Annotated in this window: 26 protein-coding genes and 1 pseudogene; 5 read left to right on the plus strand and 22 right to left on the minus strand. The window is 35.4% G+C overall.

What is annotated here, in order from left to right; translation table 11 throughout:
• Positions 1–306: 306 nt before the first annotated feature.
• The 15 genes and pseudogenes from BAU27_RS05870 to BAU27_RS05935 form a co-directional block, all read right to left on the minus strand.
• Positions 307–909, minus strand: a complete 603-nt coding sequence (locus BAU27_RS05870; RefSeq protein ID WP_071770352.1) for a hypothetical protein — start codon at positions 907–909, stop codon at positions 307–309.
• A gap of 96 nt (positions 910–1,005) precedes the next feature.
• Positions 1,006–1,857 (minus strand): leucine-rich repeat domain-containing protein, encoded by an 852-nt coding sequence (locus BAU27_RS05875; RefSeq protein WP_071744578.1) that lies wholly within the window; start codon positions 1,855–1,857, stop codon positions 1,006–1,008.
• A gap of 255 nt (positions 1,858–2,112) precedes the next feature.
• Positions 2,113–2,424 carry a hypothetical protein gene (locus tag BAU27_RS32730; RefSeq protein ID WP_083595892.1) on the minus strand — a complete coding sequence of 104 codons (312 nt, stop codon included), beginning with the start codon at positions 2,422–2,424 and terminating at the stop codon, positions 2,113–2,115.
• Positions 2,425–2,488: 64 nt separating this feature from the next.
• Positions 2,489–2,686 (minus strand): hypothetical protein, encoded by a 198-nt coding sequence (locus BAU27_RS32735; protein WP_254797940.1) that lies wholly within the window; start codon positions 2,684–2,686, stop codon positions 2,489–2,491.
• A gap of 159 nt (positions 2,687–2,845) precedes the next feature.
• Positions 2,846–4,348: pseudogene (locus BAU27_RS32740) on the minus strand (RHS repeat domain-containing protein); the annotation flags it as partial.
• A 245-nt stretch (positions 4,349–4,593) separates the two neighbouring features.
• Positions 4,594–5,667 (minus strand): sulfate/molybdate ABC transporter ATP-binding protein, encoded by a 1,074-nt coding sequence (locus BAU27_RS05890; protein ID WP_071770354.1) that lies wholly within the window; start codon positions 5,665–5,667, stop codon positions 4,594–4,596.
• A gap of 12 nt (positions 5,668–5,679) precedes the next feature.
• Positions 5,680–6,537, minus strand: a complete 858-nt coding sequence (gene cysW / locus BAU27_RS05895) for a sulfate ABC transporter permease subunit CysW (RefSeq protein WP_071770355.1) — start codon at positions 6,535–6,537, stop codon at positions 5,680–5,682.
• 11 nt (positions 6,538–6,548) lie between these two features.
• Entirely contained in the window at positions 6,549–7,376 is an 828-nt protein-coding gene (cysT, locus tag BAU27_RS05900) for a sulfate ABC transporter permease subunit CysT (RefSeq protein WP_071744574.1), read from the minus strand.
• Between the two features lie 21 nt (positions 7,377–7,397).
• Positions 7,398–8,453 carry a sulfate ABC transporter substrate-binding protein gene (locus BAU27_RS05905; protein WP_071770356.1) on the minus strand — a complete coding sequence of 352 codons (1,056 nt, stop codon included), beginning with the start codon at positions 8,451–8,453 and terminating at the stop codon, positions 7,398–7,400.
• 218 nt (positions 8,454–8,671) lie between these two features.
• Positions 8,672–9,697 carry an S-layer homology domain-containing protein gene (locus tag BAU27_RS05910; protein WP_071770357.1) on the minus strand — a complete coding sequence of 342 codons (1,026 nt, stop codon included), beginning with the start codon at positions 9,695–9,697 and terminating at the stop codon, positions 8,672–8,674.
• 99 nt (positions 9,698–9,796) lie between these two features.
• A complete protein-coding gene (locus BAU27_RS05915; protein WP_060749789.1) occupies positions 9,797–10,048 on the minus strand; it encodes a hypothetical protein in 252 nt (83 codons plus the stop codon).
• A gap of 125 nt (positions 10,049–10,173) precedes the next feature.
• Positions 10,174–11,706, minus strand: coding sequence for a fatty acid--CoA ligase family protein (locus BAU27_RS05920; RefSeq protein WP_071770358.1), 1,533 nt, complete (start codon positions 11,704–11,706; stop codon positions 10,174–10,176).
• A 164-nt stretch (positions 11,707–11,870) separates the two neighbouring features.
• On the minus strand, positions 11,871–12,296 hold the full coding sequence (locus BAU27_RS05925; RefSeq protein ID WP_071744570.1) for a hypothetical protein: 426 nt from the start codon (positions 12,294–12,296) through the stop codon (positions 11,871–11,873).
• Positions 12,297–12,476: 180 nt separating this feature from the next.
• Entirely contained in the window at positions 12,477–13,466 is a 990-nt protein-coding gene (gene lplA, locus BAU27_RS05930; protein ID WP_071744569.1) for a lipoate--protein ligase, read from the minus strand.
• 9 nt (positions 13,467–13,475) lie between these two features.
• Positions 13,476–14,210 carry an MBL fold metallo-hydrolase gene (locus BAU27_RS05935; RefSeq protein ID WP_071744568.1) on the minus strand — a complete coding sequence of 245 codons (735 nt, stop codon included), beginning with the start codon at positions 14,208–14,210 and terminating at the stop codon, positions 13,476–13,478.
• A 180-nt stretch (positions 14,211–14,390) separates the two neighbouring features.
• Here BAU27_RS05935 and yhfH point away from each other — a divergent pair, with 180 nt between their 5' ends.
• The gene (gene yhfH / locus BAU27_RS05940) at positions 14,391–14,519 is read left to right on the plus strand and encodes a protein YhfH (RefSeq protein ID WP_000567010.1); all 129 of its coding nucleotides are present in this window, start codon (positions 14,391–14,393) and stop codon (positions 14,517–14,519) included.
• Between the two features lie 39 nt (positions 14,520–14,558).
• On the opposite strand, the gene BAU27_RS05945 is transcribed toward yhfH, so the two are convergent.
• Positions 14,559–15,572, minus strand: coding sequence for a LacI family DNA-binding transcriptional regulator (locus BAU27_RS05945; protein ID WP_071744567.1), 1,014 nt, complete (start codon positions 15,570–15,572; stop codon positions 14,559–14,561).
• Positions 15,573–15,767: 195 nt separating this feature from the next.
• Between BAU27_RS05945 and BAU27_RS05950 the strand changes: the two genes are divergently transcribed.
• Positions 15,768–16,730 (plus strand): helix-turn-helix transcriptional regulator, encoded by a 963-nt coding sequence (locus BAU27_RS05950; protein ID WP_071744566.1) that lies wholly within the window; start codon positions 15,768–15,770, stop codon positions 16,728–16,730.
• Between the two features lie 72 nt (positions 16,731–16,802).
• Complete coding sequence (locus tag BAU27_RS05955) at positions 16,803–17,303, plus strand: DinB family protein (protein WP_071744565.1); 501 nt, start codon at positions 16,803–16,805, stop codon at positions 17,301–17,303.
• Positions 17,304–17,430: 127 nt separating this feature from the next.
• On the opposite strand, the gene BAU27_RS05960 is transcribed toward BAU27_RS05955, so the two are convergent.
• The gene (locus tag BAU27_RS05960; protein ID WP_071744632.1) at positions 17,431–17,940 is read right to left on the minus strand and encodes a GNAT family N-acetyltransferase; all 510 of its coding nucleotides are present in this window, start codon (positions 17,938–17,940) and stop codon (positions 17,431–17,433) included.
• Positions 17,941–18,071: 131 nt separating this feature from the next.
• Here BAU27_RS05960 and BAU27_RS05965 point away from each other — a divergent pair, with 131 nt between their 5' ends.
• Complete coding sequence (locus BAU27_RS05965; RefSeq protein ID WP_071744564.1) at positions 18,072–18,416, plus strand: PH domain-containing protein; 345 nt, start codon at positions 18,072–18,074, stop codon at positions 18,414–18,416.
• Between the two features lie 34 nt (positions 18,417–18,450).
• Here BAU27_RS05965 and BAU27_RS05970 read toward each other — a convergent pair whose 3' ends face one another.
• The 4 genes from BAU27_RS05970 to BAU27_RS05985 form a co-directional block, all read right to left on the minus strand.
• Positions 18,451–18,756 (minus strand): DUF2087 domain-containing protein, encoded by a 306-nt coding sequence (locus tag BAU27_RS05970; RefSeq protein ID WP_071744563.1) that lies wholly within the window; start codon positions 18,754–18,756, stop codon positions 18,451–18,453.
• Positions 18,757–18,792: 36 nt separating this feature from the next.
• Entirely contained in the window at positions 18,793–19,008 is a 216-nt protein-coding gene (locus BAU27_RS05975) for a hypothetical protein (RefSeq protein ID WP_071744562.1), read from the minus strand.
• A gap of 144 nt (positions 19,009–19,152) precedes the next feature.
• On the minus strand, positions 19,153–21,630 hold the full coding sequence (locus BAU27_RS05980) for a YhgE/Pip domain-containing protein (protein ID WP_071770359.1): 2,478 nt from the start codon (positions 21,628–21,630) through the stop codon (positions 19,153–19,155).
• A 215-nt stretch (positions 21,631–21,845) separates the two neighbouring features.
• Positions 21,846–22,418 (minus strand): TetR/AcrR family transcriptional regulator, encoded by a 573-nt coding sequence (locus tag BAU27_RS05985; protein ID WP_071744560.1) that lies wholly within the window; start codon positions 22,416–22,418, stop codon positions 21,846–21,848.
• 433 nt (positions 22,419–22,851) lie between these two features.
• On the opposite strand from BAU27_RS05985, the gene BAU27_RS05990 reads away from it, so the two are divergent.
• On the plus strand, positions 22,852–23,700 hold the full coding sequence (locus BAU27_RS05990; protein ID WP_071770360.1) for a hypothetical protein: 849 nt from the start codon (positions 22,852–22,854) through the stop codon (positions 23,698–23,700).
• Between the two features lie 100 nt (positions 23,701–23,800).
• Here BAU27_RS05990 and BAU27_RS05995 read toward each other — a convergent pair whose 3' ends face one another.
• Entirely contained in the window at positions 23,801–24,100 is a 300-nt protein-coding gene (locus tag BAU27_RS05995; protein ID WP_071770361.1) for a hypothetical protein, read from the minus strand.
• Between the last annotated feature and the right edge of the window lie 114 nt (positions 24,101–24,214).

Below are 24,214 nucleotides of genomic sequence, written 5' to 3' on the forward strand. Positions count from 1 at the left end.
ATTAAACAAAAGGCTAAGAGGCATACCTTTAGCCTTTTTATCTTTCATTTGAACTAAATGAAATTCCGAATAATAAGTATACTTCACGTTTAATCATCCCTTACTATCCGTCCCGTATAACGGGTGAATACGATCTCCATTATAAAAATAACAGCACATTATCATTTCAGAAAAAGTTACATGCAACTACACCAGTAAATAAAAAATTGATGAGATGAAATACATACAGATTGCAAAAAAAATACACCCTTAATTTAGATGCATTTTCATTCTCAACGTAGCAATTTCATGTTTTGTATCTCTATTCTACCCCATAATACGTTCTTCCCCATAACAAACAAATACTTGCTTTTCCGAACGTAAAGATACTATATAATATTCATCTGTAAAATGCCCTACTATATAACCCATTTTCCCCGCTAGTTCAATTGTTTCTTTATTAAAATATACTCTTGTCCGATCAAATTTTATATATTTTATTATATTTTCTAACTCTTCTTCGTTTACTTCCTTCTCAGAGAAAAAGAACATAAGACTTCCCTCCATACATACAGGAGAAATCACATCGAAAATATTAGTTGTATTATCATACTGATTCGTTAAAATCGTGCTCTTTACAGTGGATTTTTTCCAGTTTAACTCTTTTAATTCTTTTTCCAAAATGTAATTTTGCACCTTTGTTAATTCTTCTTGAACCCCTTCAAAATTCACTAAAATATATAAATGAAATCTCGATATCATTGTTTCCATAAATCGTTCCATGCCTGTATCAACATCAACTATATATCTATTAACCGATGATAATAACTTTGAAATTTTATCATTTTCAAAATTATCATGTTCATCTAGCACTAGAAAATACTCGTTTTTTTCAGTTGCAGGTTTGTGTATTTCAATATATATATCCATATTTTCTCCTTGAAAGTAATTAGACACTCTTTTTATTTATTCAGTACTTGCCCATCTTCATCTTTTGGAAACCTCATTATAATGCCCTCTTATCTCTTATATATCATTAAAATCTTTATTTTTATGAGAGTAATGCTTTTTGTCTGTAAAACTAACAAATTCTATCCCCTCACAGAAACTAACATCACCATCTACAACATTACTTCCCCAAAAAGAAAAACGTTTTAAATGATCTAATGTTTGTATACAACTTATTGTCGGTATATCCCCACAATTGAAAAGGTGCAACACCTCTAAAGACTCTAAACATTGAATAACAGAAAAATCTTCAATATTTTTGCATGCTTCCATTTCTAAATTAAGTAATTTTCTACTCCCATACTTTAAATGCTCTATCGTTTTTAATGTACGTAAATAATTTAATTGTAACGACTGCAATTTATTAAAATTTTCAATACCATTGATTGAATCTATTTTAGATTGTGTAATCCTTATATCTTCTAAATTTCGTAAATGTTTCAATTCAGTCAAATCTCTATTTTTAGGACTGTATTTCCATAAAGACAGTGATTTTAAATTCGTTAGTTCCTGTAAGCCTGTTATCTTTTTATCACAGTACATCGTCAAGCTCTCTAAGTTTGTTAATTTATTTAACTCTAATTTATAATTAGACTCCATTACTGATATATCTTGAAGTTTATTTAAATCATATATACCCGATACATCTTTTAAAAACATGTTATCTAACATTAAATGTGTAATATTCTCACACTCATTTAAAAAGTTTATATCTTCTAATTCATAGTACATATCACATATTTGTACTCCAGAAATATTAAACATATTAATATATTCTATACATTCACCTAAATTTTTTTGAGATACTAATACAGTTTCCCCATGCACATCTTCTCTTACATAAAAACCATTTTTATATTTTAAGTTCATCAAATCTTCCTCAATCATCATTTTTATGCATTATATTTTTAAATAAAAAATTATTACTTGTACAAATGAGTAGGATCTCAGCTATTCCATTTTATATTAACTTTCACTAGCAATATTTCAAATCCCTATTTTCACAATAAAAAAGACTATCTAAAATTTAATTTAAAATAGTCTTTCATTATATATTACCCTACAACTTGCGTTTCCCATCCATCATAACTATCACATGTCCCACTATAAATACCCTCTAATTATCTATACAGTTTTCGCATACATAATATGAAAATAACAGCTAAGACCATAAATAATAAGTGCAATCATTGTAATATACCACTTTCCCTTGTACTTCTTTACACACTGCATAATCCCCCAAAGGCAAAGTAATATAATTGATTGAATCACTAAGATATTTAGCGTCCCTAACAGGGTAGCTGCCATAGGGTAAATGATCCATATGCTCAACAATGAACGTATTACTAGAATCATGGCAAAGATTCTCTTATAATGAAACAGTCTTATACTACCTATGCAGTACTCTTGTAAAAATACGATAGATGCTACTAGCATATTCAAACCCAAAATTAATAAATATTCTAAAAGCTCTACCAATCCTAAATTCTCCTTCTTAAATTTATTTACGCTTTCCTATCGCATTAGAAATACGCATTAACTTTGCTTTTGTAGAATTCTTCTTCGCTTTAGCTAGCCTTTCTAATCGTGCACCTGGAAGCCTTTCAAAGTGTTTTTTCGGGTTTCCAATAAAACGAGACACGTTACGTCCTGCTTGTTTAAACGGGATTCGCCCCCTTCCTTGAATAGTTTTTTTCACTACTCTTATCCCCCCTTGCATAGGAGTTATAAACCCAAACACTCTCCCTACACCACCAGAAATCAAGCCACTTAAAGCACCTTTCCCTGCAGCTTTCAAACCACCTTTCCAAGTATATCCAGTATTCCTGTTTTAGTATAAATATTTAGCTACTCCAAAACCAGCACCAATTGCTGCACTACCAACCCACCAAGCTACATGCCCATCAGGATCAACCTTCATTACCGGATTATTGTCTGCACACGTATACCCATTCATTGTAACCGGATCATCTTCATCACCTGGATCAGGATCCGCCAATAAGAACACCCCATGCTCCGGATTATAGTACCTCGCAATCAAGTAATACATACCAATTTCTTTATCATACATGTATCCCGCATATCCAAATGGATTGTCTGCTGCGATATCTTTCGTATCACTCTTTAATACGTTACCTCATGCATCATATTCATACGTTGCTACAACTTCTTTATTTTGATCTGTCATCGCAACAACATCACCACGAGGATTAGAGTGGTAGTATAACGTTTGTCCTTTTGTCTTCATTGCTAGACGCGCGCCACTTGTTGAGTATACATATTGACGAAGTACATTTCCGCTACCATCCGTCTCGTACAACGGATTAATACTATCTCCATCATAGAAGTAACGTGTTACTTGACCATTTACACTCTTTTCAATACGACGATTATCATCATCATATTTATAAGTTGCGAATGCATTGCTTTCACCTTGTTTTGTGATAGCTACAATCTGGTCATGTTCATTCCATGTATACTTGTACTTCCCATCTGATGTACGATTGCCATTCGCATCATATGTTAACGATTCGTTTCCGAATTTTACAAGCTGGTTTCCTTCATTGAATGTTGCCGCTATAGATTTTGTTTCTTTTCCGTTCTCTACAACTTTAACACTCGTACGGTTTCCAAATCCATCATATGTGTATGATTTACTTGTCCCGTTTGGTAATGCCTCGTTTAATAGTTGGTTAATCGGGTCATATACAAAATTTGTTTCTGTTACTTTTCCGCCTGTACTTTCATGCTTTATCTTCGTACGGTTACCCGATTGGTCATATTCATATCGTTCAGAAAGTAGAATACTATTTGACGTACCTACTACTAAATCTTTAATTTTGTTCGCATGGTCATAGTTGAAAGTAGAACCCGAACCATTTCCGGCTGTATACGTACGAACATTTCCTTGATCGTCATAATCAAAGCGATACGTTTGAGAACCATCTGTCACACGAATGTTTTGATCTAACGTGTTGTAGTCATACGATACTTTATTTGTGTATCCGCCTTGCGTTACTGTTTGTTCTTTTAGTTTTTCTGTCTTACTGTTTGCTTTGTCATGATACGCCCAGTCAATTTTTCCACCTCGGCTATCCGTTGCACTTGTCGCGCGGTCTGCCTTATCGTATGTTTTTGTACGTTCTACACCGTTAACATGGTCTTTGACTTTCGTAACTTGTCCATTTTGATCACGTTCATATGTAAATGAATCTTTTCCATTGCGTTTTTCTCCAACGACGCGATCTGCTGTATCATATACAGACTCTAAAATCGAGCCATTTGGCATTTTTGTTTTAATCTTGTTTGCATTTTCATCATATGTGTGTTCAATACGGCGATTTAACGCATCGATATACACTGTATTTTTATTATCTACATCATATTCATATTTGTGTGTTTGCGTTTTACCGCCAAACATGATAGATTTCTCTGTTGTATTTCCATATATCTATAACAAACTTCCCACTACATTTCATATAAAAAAAAGTTATCGCAACAAACAAGAGGAAGTCCCCCAAAATATATTTTAGGAGACTTCCTCTTATTAATAGATTGCTAATATGAGCGAAAATTCACTGTTAATCCAAGTTAATTTTCGCTCTCTTAAATCACAAAATCCTCCGGAATAAACACTTTCACTTCTCTCGGATGTACATATACAAACTCACCCGTTTGAATGTTGAGCTTTCTGAACTGCTCTTTACTAATTTCTGCTTCTAAATATTCATCTGTTCCGTCGCGCTTCAATTCTACATATACGACAGGGCCAACTGCGTGTGAGTATGTTACTTTCGCCGGAATGGCATCCACATTTTCTTTCGTACGAGCGATTGAAAGGTGATGTGGCCTTACGTATCCCACTCCGTCTACGTTTGAAACGTGCTTATGCTCTGGTGCTTCTAGTTCCACTGATCCTACATTTAGCTTACCTTTATGAACGCGGCCGTGAAATAAATTCGCGTTTCCTAAAAAGTCATATACGAACGGACTTGCTGGTTTTTCATACACTTCTTCCGGCGTTCCCATTTGTTCAATGCGCCCTTCATTCATCACGACAATGCGGTCCGCAACGTCTAACGCTTCTTCTTGATCATGCGTTACGAATACGCTCGTAATTTGAAATTCGTCATGTAGTTTCCGGAGCCACCTTCGCAATTCTTTTCGTACTTTCGCATCAAGTGCACCAAACGGTTCATCAAGTAATAAAATTTTCGGTTCTACTGCAAGTGCCCGAGCTAGTGCGATACGCTGTCGTTGTCCACCAGATAATTGCGCTGGGTAACGTTTTGCGAAACCATCCATTTTTACTAGTTTCAATAGTTCTGTTACTTTTTCTTCTATTACTTCTGCTGAGGGCCTTACACTTTTCTTTCTTACTTTTAAACCGAAAGCGACATTTTCAAACACATTCATATGTTTAAAAAGTGCATAATGCTGGAAGACGAAACCGACTTGCCGGTTTTTCACATGAATATTTGTTAAATCTTCTCCATCAAATGAAATGGCACCTTGATCCGCTTCTTCTAGTCCTGCAATAATTCGTAATAACGTCGTTTTCCCAGAACCTGATGGGCCTAATAAAGCGACCAGTTCACCTTTTGGAATATCCAAATGAATGTCTGTCAGCGCTTGAAATGTACCGTATTGTTTTGATACATTTTGAATTTGAATACTCACCGCACTCACCCCTTATTGTCGTTTTTCCATTCTCCATTCAATCCAGTTTTTTATAACGAGCGTAAAAACTGCGATGAGTGACATTAAAGTCGCCACAACGAACGCTGCTGAAAATTGATATTCATTGTACAAAATTTCAATATGAAGCGGCATCGTATTTGTAACGCCGCGTACGTGACCAGACACAACGGAAACTGCTCCGAACTCACCGATAGCGCGGGCATTACATAGGATCATGCCGTATAAAAGGCCCCATTTTATATTAGGTAATGTCACCCGCCAAAACATTTTCCAGCCGCTTGCGCCAAGTGATAGAGCTGCTTCTTCTTCACTTTTCCCTTGCGCCTGCATAACCGGGATTAATTCACGCGCAACGAACGGAAACGTAACAAATATCGTCGCAATGATAATGCCAGGGACAGAGAAGATGAGTTTTATCCCGTGTTCCAATAACCATCCGCCAAAAGCAGCACGAGGTGTAAAAAGTAAAACAAATACTAATCCCGCAATGACTGGTGATACTGCAAACGGCAGTTCAATAAGAGATAATAATAGTTGCTTTCCTTTAAACTGAAACTTTGTAATAAGCCAAGCCGCTGCTATTCCGAATATCGTATTCAGCGGTACAACAATTAATGCAACGAGAAGCGTTAACCTGATTGCCAAAAATGCTTCTTGATCTGTTACAGCAGCAATATATACATCAATTCCTCGTTCGAATGCTTTCATAAAAATTGTCACGAGCGGCAGTAATAGAAAGAGAGATAAAAATAAAATTGTTATCGTAATGAATAGAATTGGTACAAACTTAGATTCTTTTTTAACTGATACGCTTTTTACTATTTTCTTTTCTAATAATGTTGGTTCCATTTTCTCCCCTCCTATTCGCTTTTCAGTTCATGCCTTCTACTCCAAGTTTGGATCATATTAATAAGTAGTAGGAAAAGAAGGGAAATAATAAGCATCACAGCCGCTACAGCTGTTGCACCTGCATAATCATATTGTTCTAATTTCGTCATAATCATAAGCGGTGCGATTTCTGTTTTCATTGGCATATTACCTGCAATGAACACGACAGATCCATATTCCCCTAACGCCCGCGCAAAGGCGAGTGAAAAACCAGCAAGTAGAGCCGGGAATATTTCTGGCAAAATGATTTTCACAAATATTTGGAAGCGTGACGCCCCTAAACTAGAAGCTGCTTCTTCTACTTCTTTATCAATACTTTGCAGTACTGGCTGCACCATTCGGACGACAAATGGTAAGCCAATAAACGTCAGTGCAATAATAATTCCTAGCTGGGTAAAAGCTACTTTTATATGAAACACACTAAATATTTTTCCAACCCAGCCATTTTCCGCATAAAGCGTCGTAAGTGTAATACCAGCTACTGCAGTCGGAAGAGCGAATGGTAAATCGATTAGTCCGTCTAATAACCGTTTCCCTGGAAATGTGTAGCGAACGAGTACCCAAGCAATTAATAAACCGAAAATGGCATTTACGATTGCCGCTACAAGTGAGGTTGTGAGACTTACTTGATAGGAATGCAAAACGCGCTCACTCGTTATAACCCCAGCAAATTTCTTCCATCCTAGCTGCGAAGTTTGAATAAATACGATAGAAAGTGGTATAAGTACGAATAAACTCATATACAGCATTGTAAATCCGAGAGATAATCCAAACCCTGGTAAGACTCGCTTTTTCCTCATATAACGTCACCTCATCCCCCCTTATTTTTTATACATTTGATCGAATACGCCGCCATCATTAAAATGCTTTTCTTGTGCTTTTTTCCAGCCTCCAAATAGCTCATCTACTGTAAATAATTGAACTTTCGGAAATTGTGAAGCGTACTTTTCTGCTACTTTCTCGTTACGAGGGCGATAAAAGTTTTTCGCCGCAATTTCCTGCCCTTTTTCTGAATACAAATATTCAAGATATCCTTCTGCTACTTTTTTCGTTCCTTTTTTATCAACGACTTTGTCTACAACCGCTACTGGTGGCTCGGCAAGTATACTAATCGAAGGTGTTACAATTTCAAATTTATCTTTTCCAAGTTCCTTTTGTGATAATAACGCTTCATTTTCCCAAGCGATTAACACATCACCAATTCCTTTTTCAACGAAAGTTGTTGTTGCCCCCCGCGCCCCTGAATCTAGTACTTCTACATTTTTATAAATTTGGCCGACAAACTCTTTCGCCTTGTCTTCACTATTGTCATACTTCTTCAGCGCATATCCCCATGCACCTAAATAGTTCCAACGTGCTCCTCCAGATGTTTTTGGATTCGGTGTAATGACAGACACACCTTTTTTCGTTAAATCATCCCAATCTTTAATTCCTTTCGGGTTTCCTTTTCTCACAAGAAATACAATTGTTGATGTGTACGGAGTAGAATTATCCGCAAGTCGCTTCTGCCAATCTTCTGCTAATTGTTTCTTCTTACTAATTGCATCAATATCATAAGCGAGTGCGAGCGTTACAACATCCGCTTCTAAACCGTCAATAACGGAGCGTGCCTGACTTCCAGATCCCCCGTGTGATTGTTTTACATTTACTGTTTGACCATGCTTCTCTTTCCAATACTTCGCAAAGTCTTTATTAAAATCTTGATACAACTCACGAGTCGGGTCATATGAAACATTTAAAAGCTCAACTGTCTTTTTATCCCCGCCTCCTTCAGAATTACTAGTGGATGTTGCCGAACCACACCCTGATAAAAGAACAAATGCTGATAATAAAACACCTGTACTTTTCATAAATGCTGTCTTACCCCACTGTCTCATATATAAAGCCCCCTTAGTTTGTACAATAGAAAAAGGCACACAATTTCTTCACAAAAGTGAACATTGTGCGCCTTCAGTTTCTCTGATGAGCTTCTATTGTATTCTGTTTGATTTCTTTTCATTTTAATTCCGCAATTCATATGTGTCAACTCGGAATTTATTTTTTCTTAATAAATGAAAATCAGCGAGGATAGTCCCTCACTGATTTTCATTTCATTTTATTTCTTCAATTTATCTGTCTTTGCAATAAATTGTGCTGCTTCCGCACGGCTTACTGCTTTATCAGGAGCCCAGCCATTATCTGTTCCAACTGAAATGTTTTCTTGAATTAAAACATTAGCATACTTCGCTCCCCAATGATCTTTTAAATCAGCAAATTCTTTTGGTAGTTTAATATTTTCATTTCTTTCTAATTTATATGCATTTACAAGCATAGAAGCCATTGATGCACGGTTAATTAGCCCGCTCGGATTAAAGTTACCCTTATCATCACCTTTTACAATACCAGCTTTTTCAACTGCTGCGATGTAAGGTGTAGCCCAATGATTTTGAGCATCGCGGAATGATGGCTTCGCATCTTTATTAATTTCTAACCCTAAAACAGTAGCTAATATTTTTGCTGCTGAACCACGATCGATATTTTCAGCGGGGGCAAATGTACCATCTGGCTTACCGTGTACTGCCTCTTTGTCTACTAAATATTGCACTGACTCTTTTGCCCAAGTCGGTACATCTGAGAACTTAGATTTCTTTTCAATTGTACTTGCATCGATTTCAAACTGCACTTGATATTTATGATCATATTTAATTGCTGGAATTAATATATGCATTTGCATATTATATTTTTTCGAGAACTCATCGATTTCAAATTGGACAACCTTCGTACCATTATTTGTTTTATCTTCAGAGATCACTTTCACATCATGGAATGTCCCTACTTTATTAGTATCTTCTACTCTAAGATACTGGAAATAGCTACTATCTTGCACTGTTAACGTAACGATTTTTTTGTCACCTTGAATTGTTACTTTTGCATTTTTTAAATATGTTGAAGCAACCGATGTTTCATTTGTTTGATCTTTATAAGTTTTAAAAATAACATCGTATGTACCATCTGCAAGTTTACTATTTACATTCATTTCAACCGCTGCATCAGCTTTCGCAATCGGTGCCATAATACCGCTAAATGGAACTACTAAAGTTGCTGCTATAACGAATGCATTAATATATTTTTTCTTAATCATTATCAACATGACCTCTCTCTTTATATGAATATACCCAACATCCCTATCATATTGATAATGATTATCAATGTCAAATAAAAAAAATTAAACGAATAATACCTATTTATTACACAAATATGCTTTCCGATCATTTTTAAACAATAAATAATGAGCAGTATGCACTTTTCTCTCTAAATAGTCCAACGAATACGTACTCGATGGATCAACTAAATCCCCAATCGCTCCTGAAAGGTGATCAATTACCTTTTGCAATGTTTCTAAGTTCTTCTTCTCACTCTCCATATTCATTTCATCCATAATGTCACAAATGAGATATTGCACTTTCCGTAATCGTAATTCCTTCTGCTCCATACATATCCCCTCCGTATTAGTCATATTACGTTTTAAATATATGGGCTTATAGCTTAGTCAATTCTAAAAAACAAAAAGATATCCACCTCTATAACACTTAGTCATAGAGATGAATACCTTAATTTTTATACTTGCAATGCCTTCTCTCTCAAAGCTCTTCTTAACAATTTACCAGTTGTATTCTTCGGCAATTCTGTTAAAAACTCAATGCTCTTTGGTACTTTATATTTCGCTAAATGTAGCGTACAGTAATGCATCAGTTCTTCTTCTGTTACGTTCGTTTGTTTCAGAACGACGTAAGCTCGAACTGCTTCTCCTAAGTTTTCATCAGGAACGCCAATTACAACAACTTCAGCTACCGAATCGTGAGTATATAATACTTCTTCTACTTCACGAGGGTATACGTTATAACCACCAACTAAAACAATATCTTTTTTGCGATCGACGATATAGAAGTAACCTTCTTCATCCATTTTCGCTAAGTCACCTGTATATAGCCAGCCATCTTTAAGTGTCGCAGCTGTATCTTCTGGCGCATTATAGTAACCCTTCATAACGTTAGGTCCGCGAACAATTAACTCCCCAACTGCACCGACAGGTACTTCTTCCCCAAGTTCATTCACAATTTTATTTTCTACATGCCAAATATTTGTACCAATCGAACCTGGTTTACGAGGACGATCTAACGGATTAAAACAAGTAACTGGTGATGCTTCTGATAATCCGTATCCTTCTGAAACGATAACATCAAAACGTTGTTCAAAGTTTTTCAGAAGGGCAACAGGCATTGATGCACCACCTGAAATACAGAGACGAAGTGTCTTCACATCTTCTGCGCTTGCTTCTTCAAATAAATATAAGTAATTGTACATCGTCGGTACACCAGCAAAAATCGTTGGTTCATACGTACGACAAATACGGAATACTTCTTTCGGACTGAACCTCGGTACCATTAAAATCGTTGCCCCGTTCACAATCGGCGCATTTACCGCAACAGTTAAACAGAACACATGGAACATTGGCAATGCTGCAACGACGCGATCGTCCGCAGTATATTGTAAATATGACGCAACATCGCTAGCATTACTATATAAATTTTTATGAGTTAACATAGCGCCTTTTGGCTTTCCAGTTGTACCTGAAGTGTATAAAATAACAGCTACATCTTCTTCATCTAGTTCAGGACCTTCGTAAGTTATATCTCCAGTTCCTATAAGACTAGTAAACGTTTTCATTTTTTCGGTTTCTATATGAGTAAAATCTGATGAGGTTTCGCATATGATGATGTTTTCAAGTGAAGGAAGTCTTGTTGTAAGAGATTGTATAACAGGTAGAAGGACGTCGAGTACAATGATTGTTTTTACATCTCCATTTTGTAAAATATAATGTATTTCATCTGCTGTATAAATTGGATTAATCGGAATGACAGTTGCTCCGGCTTTCATCGTTCCGTATAAACCGACTAAAAAATGTGGTGAATTGCCTACAGCTAATGCGACATTGTCCCCTTTTCCAATGCCCATTTTTGCTAAATTGCCAGAAAACCTAGTGACCATTTCGTTTAATTGGTCATATGAGACCGACTGATCCATAAATATGTACGCCGGTTTATCCCCCTTATTTTTTGCCGTTTCAGCCAAAGATTGAACGAGATTCACACAAATCCCACCTTTATAAAATTTAGAATATTTAAAAATTCTAAATTAATTATATTAAAAGAAAATTAAAGTGGCAAGTGATATTCTATTAACTGCATATACACGGAGCATCTTCTGTTGAATTTCTTTGGAAGGATAAGGGAATTCCACTTACCAGCAAATTATTAAACTAGTACAGAAATCATTTTAGGATAATATGCATTCATCTTTTCTCTAAGTTTATTAAGTTCCTCTTTATTTAACGTCGTATGCTCCCCGTGCAAGTTAAGAGCGTCCGCTCCATCTTCATGAAAATACACCGTAACATATAATGTCGGTAACCCTGTATTGTCTTCATCTATTGAAAAGACGACATCTGGTGTTTTATTAACAGTGCTGAATGTTTCATTTCTTTTCCACTTCTTATTTTGAAACATGTTTTGTATTTCCTGTATCTTTCGTCTGTTATCTGTATGCGTAAAATATATAACATTATCTTTCGCTGGTTTTCCAATAGATAAAAGTGTGCGACTTGAGGACGTTTCATCGTTACAAGCTGTCATGCCGATGACTAAGCTGAGCAATAATACAACGGACATTACCCTTTTCATTTCGATCCGTGCCTCCTTTTGAATATATATTCCTTTGTAAGGGGCAGATGTCCTGTGATTTTATGTTTTGTGGTAAATAAAATTATATGGGCGATTTTCCAGATATATCGATTTACCGACAAATCCTGACAACCTAAACAAAAAGAAAGAGGCTGCCCTTTATGACAACCTCTCTCATTTTTAGAAGAATAAATGTAAGAAATCTTCTGTTGTAATATTACCAAAGTAGCGCACTATATCTACGCCTTCTAAAGCTACAGCGAATGCATCTTTATCAAATTGTATGCCTGTTAGACGTTCTTCAATGTCATGAACATCTAGTGATCCGAAGAAATCACCGTAAATTTTACATTCTGTTACTGTTCCTTTTTTCACTTCAAGGCGAACGTCAACTTGTCCAACTGGGAAACGGTGTGAATGTTGTAAGTTGAACTTCGGTGATTTTCCGTAGTTCCAGTCCCAATTTTGGTAGCGCTCTTCAGAAAGTTTATGGATCTCTTTCCAATCATTCTCTGTTAATTCGTACGTTGGGATTTCTGTTTCTCCTTCGAAAATTGTTTCTAGAAGAAGTTGTCTAAACTCTTCTGTCGTCATTTTTTCGTTTAAGAACTCTGTAATGTTCGCAACGCGGCTACGTATTGATTTAATTCCTTTTGATTGGATCTTATCCATTTTTACTTTTAACGCTGATACGACGTGATCGATTTCAGAGTCAAATAGTAACGTACCATGACTGAACATACGACCTTTCGTTGAGAACTGCGCGTTACCTGAAATTTTTCTACCTTCAGCTAAAATGTCGTTACGACCACTTAGCTCTGCATTTACGCCTAATTTACTAAGCGCTTTCGTTACAGGCTCTGTGAATTTTTTGAAGTTGCTGAAACTATCTCCATCATCTTTCGTAATAAAGCTGAAGTTTAAGTTTCCTAAATCGTGATATACTGCGCCTCCGCCTGATAGACGACGAACGACATGAATACCTTTTTCTTTTACGTAATCTGCATTAATTTCTTCTACTGTGTTTTGGTTTTTACCAATGATAATTGAAGGTTCGTTAATGTAGAACAATAAATATGTTTCGTTAATATCTAAATTCTTCACACAATATTCTTCAATCGCTAAGTTTATTCTAGGATCTGTAATCCCTTTATTATCAATAAATAACATCATATCACCTCATGAATTCCAGATGTAACCACTATGCGCAAGCATAATGTGGCCACTGAAAATTTGTTTTGCTTCTGTTACTAAATCAGATGGATTGCCTGTATGCGGTAAGTGCGTTAATAAAAGTTCTTTTACATTTGCAGTTTTCGCAATACTTGCTACTTCTGTACTATTCATGTGCCCTGCTTTTGCTGCTTCTTGATGTGCATACATATTACATTCACAAATGAAAAGATCAGCATCTTTTGTGAACGGAATAAATTCAGGAATATAACTTGAATCTGCGCTATATACTACAGCGTCATCACCCGCTGTAATGCGCATCGCAAAGCATGTAACAGGATGAACAGTTTTTAAGAATGAAATGGAAAACGGTCCAACTTGAAGTGTTTCTTCTGGATTGTACGCGATTCCTTTCGTATGCGGTGCATGCGTTAAAGAATTAAATCCGTTCTCATCAAACGAATGACCGTATATTGGTAACTCCGGTAGTTGTCCTTTTGTGGCACTCGTAATTAATCTCGCATATTGCAATACCCCAATGTCTGCAACATGATCGTGATGATAGTGCGACAGTACAACTGCATCTATATCAGATGGTGTTATATATTTTTGAAGCTGTGCTAGTACACCACTGCCACAGTCTACAAGTAAACGAAAACCATCGTGTTCAAACAAATACCCCGACGTTGCTTCTCCCGCTTCTGGAAAGCCGCCCCAAAAGCCGACAACAGTCATTTTCATATGTATCCATCCTTTCTAAAACCGAGTAGGAATGCATGTTTTACGTACATCCTACATTGTTAACTATAATCCATTTCCTAAACTTTTTCATTAATTTTCAATTTTGTTATAAAACAGTTGTTGACTTTTGTTTTTTGTACTAATACAATGATAGTAAGAAATGGAAATGGAGGGATTGACATGATCGATCAACCAATGGAGTTTTTCAGAAATTTACCGACGAAAACTTGTGCACACTGCGGGAAAGAAATTGATGAGCAGCACGAAGCATACCATAACAAATGTGACGATTGCGTTCACGAAGAATAGTAGTTTGTGAACATAAAAAAACCTAGCAGACATAGTCTACTAGGCTAATAACATCGTATCCTTCATCGTTGAACCTTTCACCAAGAGCTCCAGTTCAAACTCATACAATTCTTTTTTTCGATAATTTTTCGTATGGATTTTATCCATCATTAAGTCGACAACTTTTCGAGCCATCTCATCGATTGGCTGTTCAATTGTCGTAATACCTGGCTCTGTAATCTGTGATAAAATTTGATTATCAAAACCGATAACAGCGAGATCCTCTGGGATACTCCAATTATGGCGTTTCGCCTCTGAGATAATTCCAGCTGCAACCTCGTCGCCTCCTGCCAAAATCGCGGTAGGATTTTTTTTGTCCTTTAATACTTCATGGAATATTCTTTTTCCATCATCCCAAGAGAAAGCGTTTTCAAGAAAATCGATTGCTTCCACTTCTCTACTCTTTTCAGTAATAGCGCGTAAAAAGCCCATTTTTCGCTGTTGGCTAACAACTTTGGTTTCGTTACCACGGCAAAAAATAAGATTACGATAGCCTTGTTCTAATACATGATTGGCAGCTATGTATGCTCCTTGCGCATGATCAAATTTCACTGTTGGGACATTTGCTTCTTCAATATATTCATTACATAACACGATTGGACCGTGTTGTAAGTATGGCTCTACATCTTCCCACGGATTTTCTAGTGAACATAGAATAATCCCATCTACTTGTTTCGTAGATAATAATTGTAAATACTCCATCTCTTTTTCTGGTAAATATCTTGTTTGACAAATAATCAGTTTATATTTATGTTCAGAAGCAGCAATCTCGATTGCTTCAATAAATCGACTGAAGAAAGGATTTGTAATCCTTGGAACAAGCACCGCAATTGTTTCCGTTTTTTGTTTACGAAGCCTTCTCGCCGCAGAATTAGGAACGAAGCCTAAATGCTTCATCGCTAATTGAACCCTTTTTTTCTTCTCATCTGAAACATATGGATGATTATTAATCACCCTAGAAACCGTTGTCCTTGATAACCCCGCTAATTTCGCCACGTCCTCGATAGTCGACACGAAATTTTCCCCCTTTGCATGAAAACGTTTTCTTATCCTGATTATATAGTATATTATTGGAAACTGCAATATAGGTTGTTATGATTTTACTATATTAATATTATACATAGGGAAAAGTCTGTTAATGGAAGGAAGTTACACACTACTTTTAGAATTTTACAATAAGAATATTTATAAAATAAAGGATGATATTTCATGAATCGGACGGATCGTTTATTAGCTATATTAATTGAATTACAAAGAAAACAAACTGTCACAGCACAAAGCTTAGCTGAAAAATTTGAGACAAGTATACGCACTATTTATCGAGATATGGACGCACTCAGCGAATCCGGCGTTCCCATTTTTTCAATGCCTGGTCACGGCTATTCATTAATGGATGGTTATTTCTTACCACCCATTCAGCTTACGCCAGAAGAGGCCGTTACTCTTTTATTGGGCGGTGATTATATTGAGAAAGCTTTCACCTCTTCTTTTTCTGTACATGCGCAATCAGCAAAAGAGAAACTTGAGATAGTCCTCCCTACTGATCAACAAAAGAAAATTGAGGAATTGCGAGGAACTTTCCGTTTCCTTTCTCCTATATTTTCAAACCAGCAAGCCGAGCAAGAAAAACTAGAGAGCCAACTTTTCTTGTTACAAGAAGCTATTCAAAGAGAGCAATCTATCTCTTTTTCATATCGTAAACCGAGAGAAACTACGAAAACAAAACGTACCGTTCATCCTTACGGTTTAGTCAACATTTCAGGAATTTGGTACATCGTTGCTCATTGTTTACTGCGAAAACAAATACGTAATTTTCGCTTAGACCGTATGGATACATTACAGCAAGAACAAGAATTTTTTACAAAACCGAAGGACTTTTCTTTACAAGACTATCAACCTGAAAACAATCGTACTGTTACAATCCATTTATTATTCCCAGCCCACATTGCGCATAAAATTATTGAATCACGATACTTTTTTATAGATTCATACGAGCATAAAGATAATGGTTTTCACGTCTTTTTGAAATCAAGAAGCATAGACGAAGTATTTCAATGGGTATTAAGCTGGGGAAGCCAAGTGCAAGTACTAGAGCCAAAAATTCTTTCTGAGAAAATATATGATGAAGTAAAAAAAATGTTAAAACTTTTAATTTTTCCATTTCACTACTGACATAATGTTGTCAGCAGCCCTCCTTTATAGTAGATATTAACAAATACATTTTCATAAAAAGGAGTTAGCAAGATGATGAAATTCGAGGAGTTAGCAAAGTATTACATAGAGGAGTTAGAAAAATACTCTATAGAACAATTTAGGATGAAGCCTTCTAGTGAGGAATGGTCCCTCGGTCAAATGTATAATCATTTAGTTGCCTCCACATACATGCAATTAAATGCCATCGCGAAATGTAAAACTGAAACACCCTCAGTAACTAACAAAAAAACCGATATGGGTGAAAAAGTATATATACTGGGGGCTTTCCCGGACATACAAATCAAAGTGCCAGGTCATCCAGGATATACACCTGAAAACCCAACTAACAAAGAAGAAGTGCAGAAACAATTTCTAGAATTAATTACAATTGTAAAAAATACCGAAGCAACACTTACTTCTATTTCAAATAATTGTAAAGTCGAACACCCTGGGCTTGGTTACTTAAATGCAACAGAATGGTTCCAGCTTATTTCTATGCATTTTTCACATCATCTTCGTCAGAAAAATCGACTGGAACTTACGGTTTGCTAAGTGTAAACATTGCCACTAAAAAGAGACTGCCAATATTGGCGGTCTCTTCATTAAAATGTTCACTGACTATACGATTACTCATAAAATCCCGTATTCCAGCATGCTACTAATGGAAGACTTCTCTTTTTTATTCAATGTAAAACCCCATCAATACGTCATCTCCATACGATCCATCTTCATATTTAATTTGCTTTCTTTGTCTTCCTTCTTCTACAAATCCCATACGTTTATACACCTTAATCGCCCGATTATTAATAGAAACTACGCCTAAGCAAATTTTCTCTAAACCTTTCTGCCCTTTAGCCCAACTAATAAGAAATTCAATTAGCTTCGTACCAATGCCTTGATTACAGTATGCCTCTCTAATCCCCATTCCCATTGTACCTGCATGTCGTAAACGTTCTAGTTCATATCGATTGAAAAGTAAAAAGCCAACCACCTTACTATCTACTTCATAAACTATGTAAAGATTACCTTTCTCATTGCTTTTCCGTATCTTTTCTCTTTCTGCATCAATGTCATTTGGTAATTTCTTTGGAGATACTATGAAAAACTTTGTAGTAGTTTCCGATAATATAATTTCTTTTCTAATATCTATAATTGCTTCCGCATCAGCCTCTTTTGCTAATCGTATCACTAAATCACCTCGTACCTTTTTCTTTAAAAAGCCATCCAACCAAAACTCTCAATATGCATCATTACATATTGAGAATCTTTCCACTTTTGATACAATATTCATACATCTAAATAAAAAAAGGAAGACATACAATGAATCTAATCTTAACAGCTGCAAAACAACTATTACATAAAGAAGAAGTTATTATATCTACTTTAAAATGTTCACTTACTGACTATATGAATACGCATAAAGTCCCGTATCCAGGCATGCTACTGGCTACTAATAGAAGGCTTCTCTTTTATGGACAATGTAAAAATACATTCATTGCCGAATTTGAGTATAAAAAAATTGTATCTATAGAAACGAAGAGAAGAATCTTTGATAAAAAAATAATATTTTACTATGAAGATGAATATATAACGTTGGGATACATTACAAGTTCAAATATTGAAGGGTTCATAGACTTACTACAAAAAAATGCACAACTAGCTTAAATTCTGAATCAGTGGGGATCTCCCCGCTGATTCATTACTTTAGCTCCTCCCACTTCGTCCACACTTCTCTCCCGTTTATATGGTACATATTATCCTCACGATCCATAAATCCATGCACGATAAACTCGCGTCTAATCGTACAAAAATCATCATGATATTGTTTTATGAATGTATTAATTTCTTTTTCTGTATATTGATTTTCAGCGTTTAACTTGCTAACTAAATGCTCTAACAATACTAGTTTTTTCTTCTTTTGACCTGGAATCGATTTTAAGCGGTCCTCTTTATCGAAAAAGTTACGAATGGTCGTATCTCTAAATTTCATTTCACTTTCGGTCATTTTGTTATCCTCCATCAGCTTTTAAATAATGAAACTTTACTGTTTTTCTTTACCGTTTTTCTTTATTCTTTCACTTAAACAATCAATAAAGTAATATCCACTAATTAGAATGTAATACGTTACAATCATTCCCAATATATCTTTCATACTTGTATATTCTTCTTTATCAAACAAGATAGGTGAAAGGGCATAAACAAGAAAGAAGATTAGCGGATATAAGATAAAATAGTAAGTAAGATTGCCTTTCATCATATCAACTCCTCTATTCTATGTTTCTCTGTAAATTGTTGTAATTCCTTTTCCTTCATTTCTAGAGATTTGGAAAACATTTGTATACGAACTACAGAAAAGATACCCTGCACTAAAATAAAAAAAGCACCAAAAAGGTGCTTTTTTCTAAGCTTCAATCGATTGATTGTCAGCAATATTTTTAAATTGTCGTTTGTGCATCAAAGTTAATGAAGCGATTGTTCCAATTGATAATACAACGATAAAGATCATGAGTATTCCAATATTTTGCCACATGAAGTTAAAATCTCCGCTTGATACGACTGCTTTAAATCCTGATACAGAGTATGTCATCGGTAGCCAAGCATTAAATGGTTGTAAATACTTCGGAATCAACTCTAGTGGGAATGTTCCAGCACTCGTTGTAAGCTGAATAATTAATGTGATGATGGCGATGAAACGCCCTGCATCACCGAATGCTGTTACTAAACATTGAATTAATGCGATGAACGCTAAACTTGTAACGACGCTAAAGAGTATGAAGTATGGAATACTTTGTACTTCTACACCTAACCAGAACAGTAATATGACATCTGCTACTATTGCTTGAATAATACCGACTGATAGTAAAACGCCAAACTTACTAATAAACCAGCTGAATCCTGATTTCGGAACGCCAACTGTATCGCGTAATGGGTATACGATAGATAATAGTAATGCCCCAACGAATAAACCGAGTGATAAGAAATATGGTGTGAATCCTGTTCCGTAGTTTGGAACTTCCGCCATTTTCTCCGTCTTCACTTTTACAGGACTTGCAAACATATCATACGTTTTATCCGTACCTTTTACTTCTCCTGTTTTTTCTGCACCTTCACCAAGTTTCTCAGCCAGTGTACCTGAACCATCGTTTACTTTCACAAGTCCATCTGTCACTTTTCCAGATCCGTCTGTTAGTTTATTTACTCCGTCGATTAGCTGAGTTGAGCCAGTTGACATTTTATTTAGACCACCATTTAGAGTACCTAATCCAGTTGTTACTTGATTTGAGCCATCTGCTAATTGGGTTATTCCGCCTGTCATTTGGTTTGCTCCTACAGATAATGAGCCTAAACCGCCAGTTACTTTACTTGAGCCATCCGCTAATTGCGTTACTCCATCAATTAATTGACCTGACCCGTTATTTAATTTATCTACACCTACTTTGGCATTACTTAATCCTTCACCAAATCCATGAAATTTACTTACAAATTCGTTTTGCGCATTCATTAATTTCTCAATACCATCCGTTAAAGTTTTGACCCCTTCTGAATTCGGTAGTTTGTTTTGCATTTCACTTGTCGTTTGATTTATTTCACCTTTTAATTGTTTTACTTCTTCATTTAATTTATTTGTTCCACCTGCTACTCCAATGGCTTTCTGCTGAACTGTCGCTGTACTTTTTGTCGCATTTGCTATATATGGTTGTAGCTGCTCTTGATATTCTTTTGGTAAACTCTCGATTTGCTTTTGCAAATTCGCTACATCTTGTGCTGCCGTTTTTGCATCCCCTGCTGTTGATTGAGTAAATTCATTTAACTGATTTACATTTTCCCCAGCTCCATCTATTTTCTCATTTACTGTATTTAATATAGAAGGAACTTTCGACCGCATTCCCTCTAAACCTGCAACAGAATTTTTCACTGTACTATTTAACTCTTGCAAACCCTTTTCAATTTTTTGGGAAGCTCCCTCTAATTGACTTTGTCCTCCAACAAGTTTTTCCATACCATTTGCTAATTCATTCGTTCCTGTTTTTAATTCACCTGATTTATTTACTAACGTATTCAAACCACCAGTTACTTTCTCTGATCCATCTTGTAATTTCCCTATACCCGTTTGTATTTCGCCTGTTTTACTATTTAATGTATTTAAACCATCTGTTACTTTTCCGGACCCATCTAATAATTTACTAGATCCATCTGCTAATTTCTGAACTCCATCCTTCATCTCACCAGACTTTCCTTGCAACGTATAAAGCCCATCCGTCACTTTACTCGAACCGTCATGCAACTCACCGGTACCGTCATGTAACTTATTTGCCCCGTCCGCTCCATCTGCTAATCCTTTTGAGACGTCTCTAATAGAATCAAACATTTTCTCTGCATATGTTTTCGTTAACGTGCTTGATACTTCACTTTTAATTTTTTCAATGGCTGTTCCGCCAATTTGTGAAGATAAGAAGTTCAAACTTTCATTCGGAATATATTCTAAATTCAATGGTTTCGGATCGTCTTTTAATACTGTTGTAGCGTTACTTGAGAAGTCATCTGGAATACGTACTAACATGTAGTACTTTCTGCCTTCCATTCCCTCTTTCGCTTCTTTTTCACTTACAAATTCCCATTTAAAACTTTTATTATCTTTTAAGTTATCAACGAGCCCTTTCCCGACCTCAATTGGTTTCCCATCAAGTTCTGCACCTTTATCTAAATTGACTACCGCAACTGGTAAGTCATCTAGCTGTTCATACGGATCCCAAAAAGCCCATAAAAACATACCTGCATATAAAATCGGTACAAATAAAACCGCAATGATTGGGATTAATATTTTTTTACTTTTTATAATCTCTGCAAATTCTTTGCTAAGCAACTTATGCCATTTCATAATTTATCCCCCTTTTTAAAAATGACCAAAATTAATATCCGGTCATTTTTATGCAAATAAAAAGGCTATATTCTGTTCATACATATGCCTCATCCCCGAATTTATACTATGCAACTATTCCTCATTATGAAATTTCTTTCTCTATTCCCCCCTTTAATTAAACTTATGACCATTTCGGTCAATTAGTCATTTTTTATAATATTAAAAGGATTATCTTAATTTGACAATCCTTTTAGTAAATACAGTTCGAATAATTCCGATATTTTTTCTTTTTCTAACGGTTCATGATTTTTTTCCCAATCAAAAATAAGCGATACATATAGGCGAAGCATAATAAACGCTGTAATTTCTGGATCACATTTGCTAATTTCACCTTTTTCAATTGCAATCTCTAAATAAGATTGAATGACAGAAACGATTTCCACATCTACTTGTTGCATCACTTCTTGTACTTCTTTCGTTCCCATATCGCGCTCTTCTTGAATTAATTTAATCATGAGCTGATGTTCTTTTCTAAATTCTAATATACTATATAATGCTCTATGTACATTTTCAAAAAATGAAATATCTGAACGAATTGCATCTTTTGCAACTTGCCTCATTTCTGTAATTAAATTCGAAATAATTTCGCCAAATAGTTCTTCTTTATTTTTGAAAAAAGTATAAATTGTTCCTTTTCCTACATTCGCTAACTTCGCAACTTGATCCATCGTCGTCGCCTTATAACCGAATGCTGAAAAAGACTTTGTTGCAGCTTCAATAATAGAACGTTTTCGATCTATCGCCACATCATCACCTCCAAAAATGACCAATTGGATAATATGGTCAATTAGTACATCTTTGATATTACCACACGCTTACATTCTATACAAGTTCTCTTTTTAGTTATTCCCAGTATAAAAACATTCCAGTCAATGTATATAATACTGTCATAGTGTATCAGAAAAAAAGGAGAAAGGAAAAGATGTTCTTCAGATATAATTTTTATGAACACCTTTTTCTTATTTCAGCGTAGAAAGCGTAATTTTGTCTAAACTAGAATTCCATATGCCCTCTCTTTTCCTTTCACTCTAACAACCTTCTTCTACAGTTAAACCTTACTTAGCAACAACAAAATTCCTCTTTTTCTAATAACCACATAAAAAAACAAGAAAATCCTTACAATTAATAGTAATATAGAAAGTAGACAGATTTATAAAAATAGTGGAGGCTTTTTCAGTCATGATGCGTGCACTTCGTTTAAATATAAAGCAAGCTTTTTGTAATCGTGTTTCTTTAATTATTATGTTTAGTGGATTAGTTCTTATTTCTATTTATCATTATTATTATGTAATTCGTTATTTAGGAGACGCAACGAACGGGACTATGGCAACTGCTTTTAAATGGATCGGTTTTCGCGATAATGAAATGGATGTTTATTTATTATTACTGCCTGTTATTGCAAGTTTACCATTTAGTACAAGTTATAATTCCGATAAATCTGATGGTTTCAAAGCTTTTATAAGTAAGGAAATTTCCCTATTCTCGTATTCCTTTACGAAGTATATCGTTACATTTTTCTGTGGTGGATTTCTTTATACTTTACCGTTCATTCTTTCTTTATTACTTTGCAAATTAACGATTCCAAATGGAGTTCCCACCGTTGGTACTAGCATGATAAACGGCAACGGAATGTTCGCAGAGTTATATTTCTCTTCTCCCATCACTTATATTTCTCTATATATAGGGATTAATTTTTTATTCGCTGGTTTAATGGCCCTCTTAGGTTTAGCAGCGTCCACATGGTCACAAAAGGATTACATGGCACTTCTATTTCCATTTGTAGTTACTTCCATTCCTTTCGTCCTACTAAATACACTATTCCCTACAGTAGGCGGAGCACCTATTCACTTATATGATCCGAAACAACCATTACACGGGATGTCACCGTACATTTTACAATGTACATTTTTCTTCCTTGTCAGCTTATTCATGTACATAAAAGGATTACAACGGGACAAAAAAAGATATATGAGAAGACTTCAAAAACGAGATCGATGTAGAAAAGCTTTTCAAGTAATTTCAGACTAAGTAATTAAAACGAATAAGAGCGTAATTCCCTATGTAAGATGGGAATTACGCTCTTATTATCGTTTACATGTATCAAATGCATACGTTCACTACTCTTCTTTTACGGCGTACCAGCCAATCCCCACAAAATAACAACCGCCGCAAAATAAATTGCTTTAATAGCTACCACTAAACATAATGAAATAATTGCATATTTACTTAATTCTCTTCTCGCACCTATTAAAGTAAAAATAACCGCCAAACTAAACGTTACATAGGAAGTTGCTGTATTTATTAAGTTATACGTAATGTCCAAATTTTGAGTAAGTCCTGTTACCTCAGCCACAAATTGGAGCATGGCGATCGTACTAAAAAAAATTGCAAGCTGATTCATTAATTTTCCATTTATTTGTGCTTGCATCGTTGACCCCCCTTTTAAAACTGAATATTCAATTAATTTTATCATGAATTTTATAAAAAGGGGATCTATATATAATCTCGAGTGATTAGTTATATTCTCTTTTTAAATAAAATG

Source organism: Bacillus sp. NH11B, from assembly GCF_001884205.1.
Classification (GTDB): Bacteria; Bacillota; Bacilli; order Bacillales; family Bacillaceae_G; genus Bacillus_A; species Bacillus_A proteolyticus.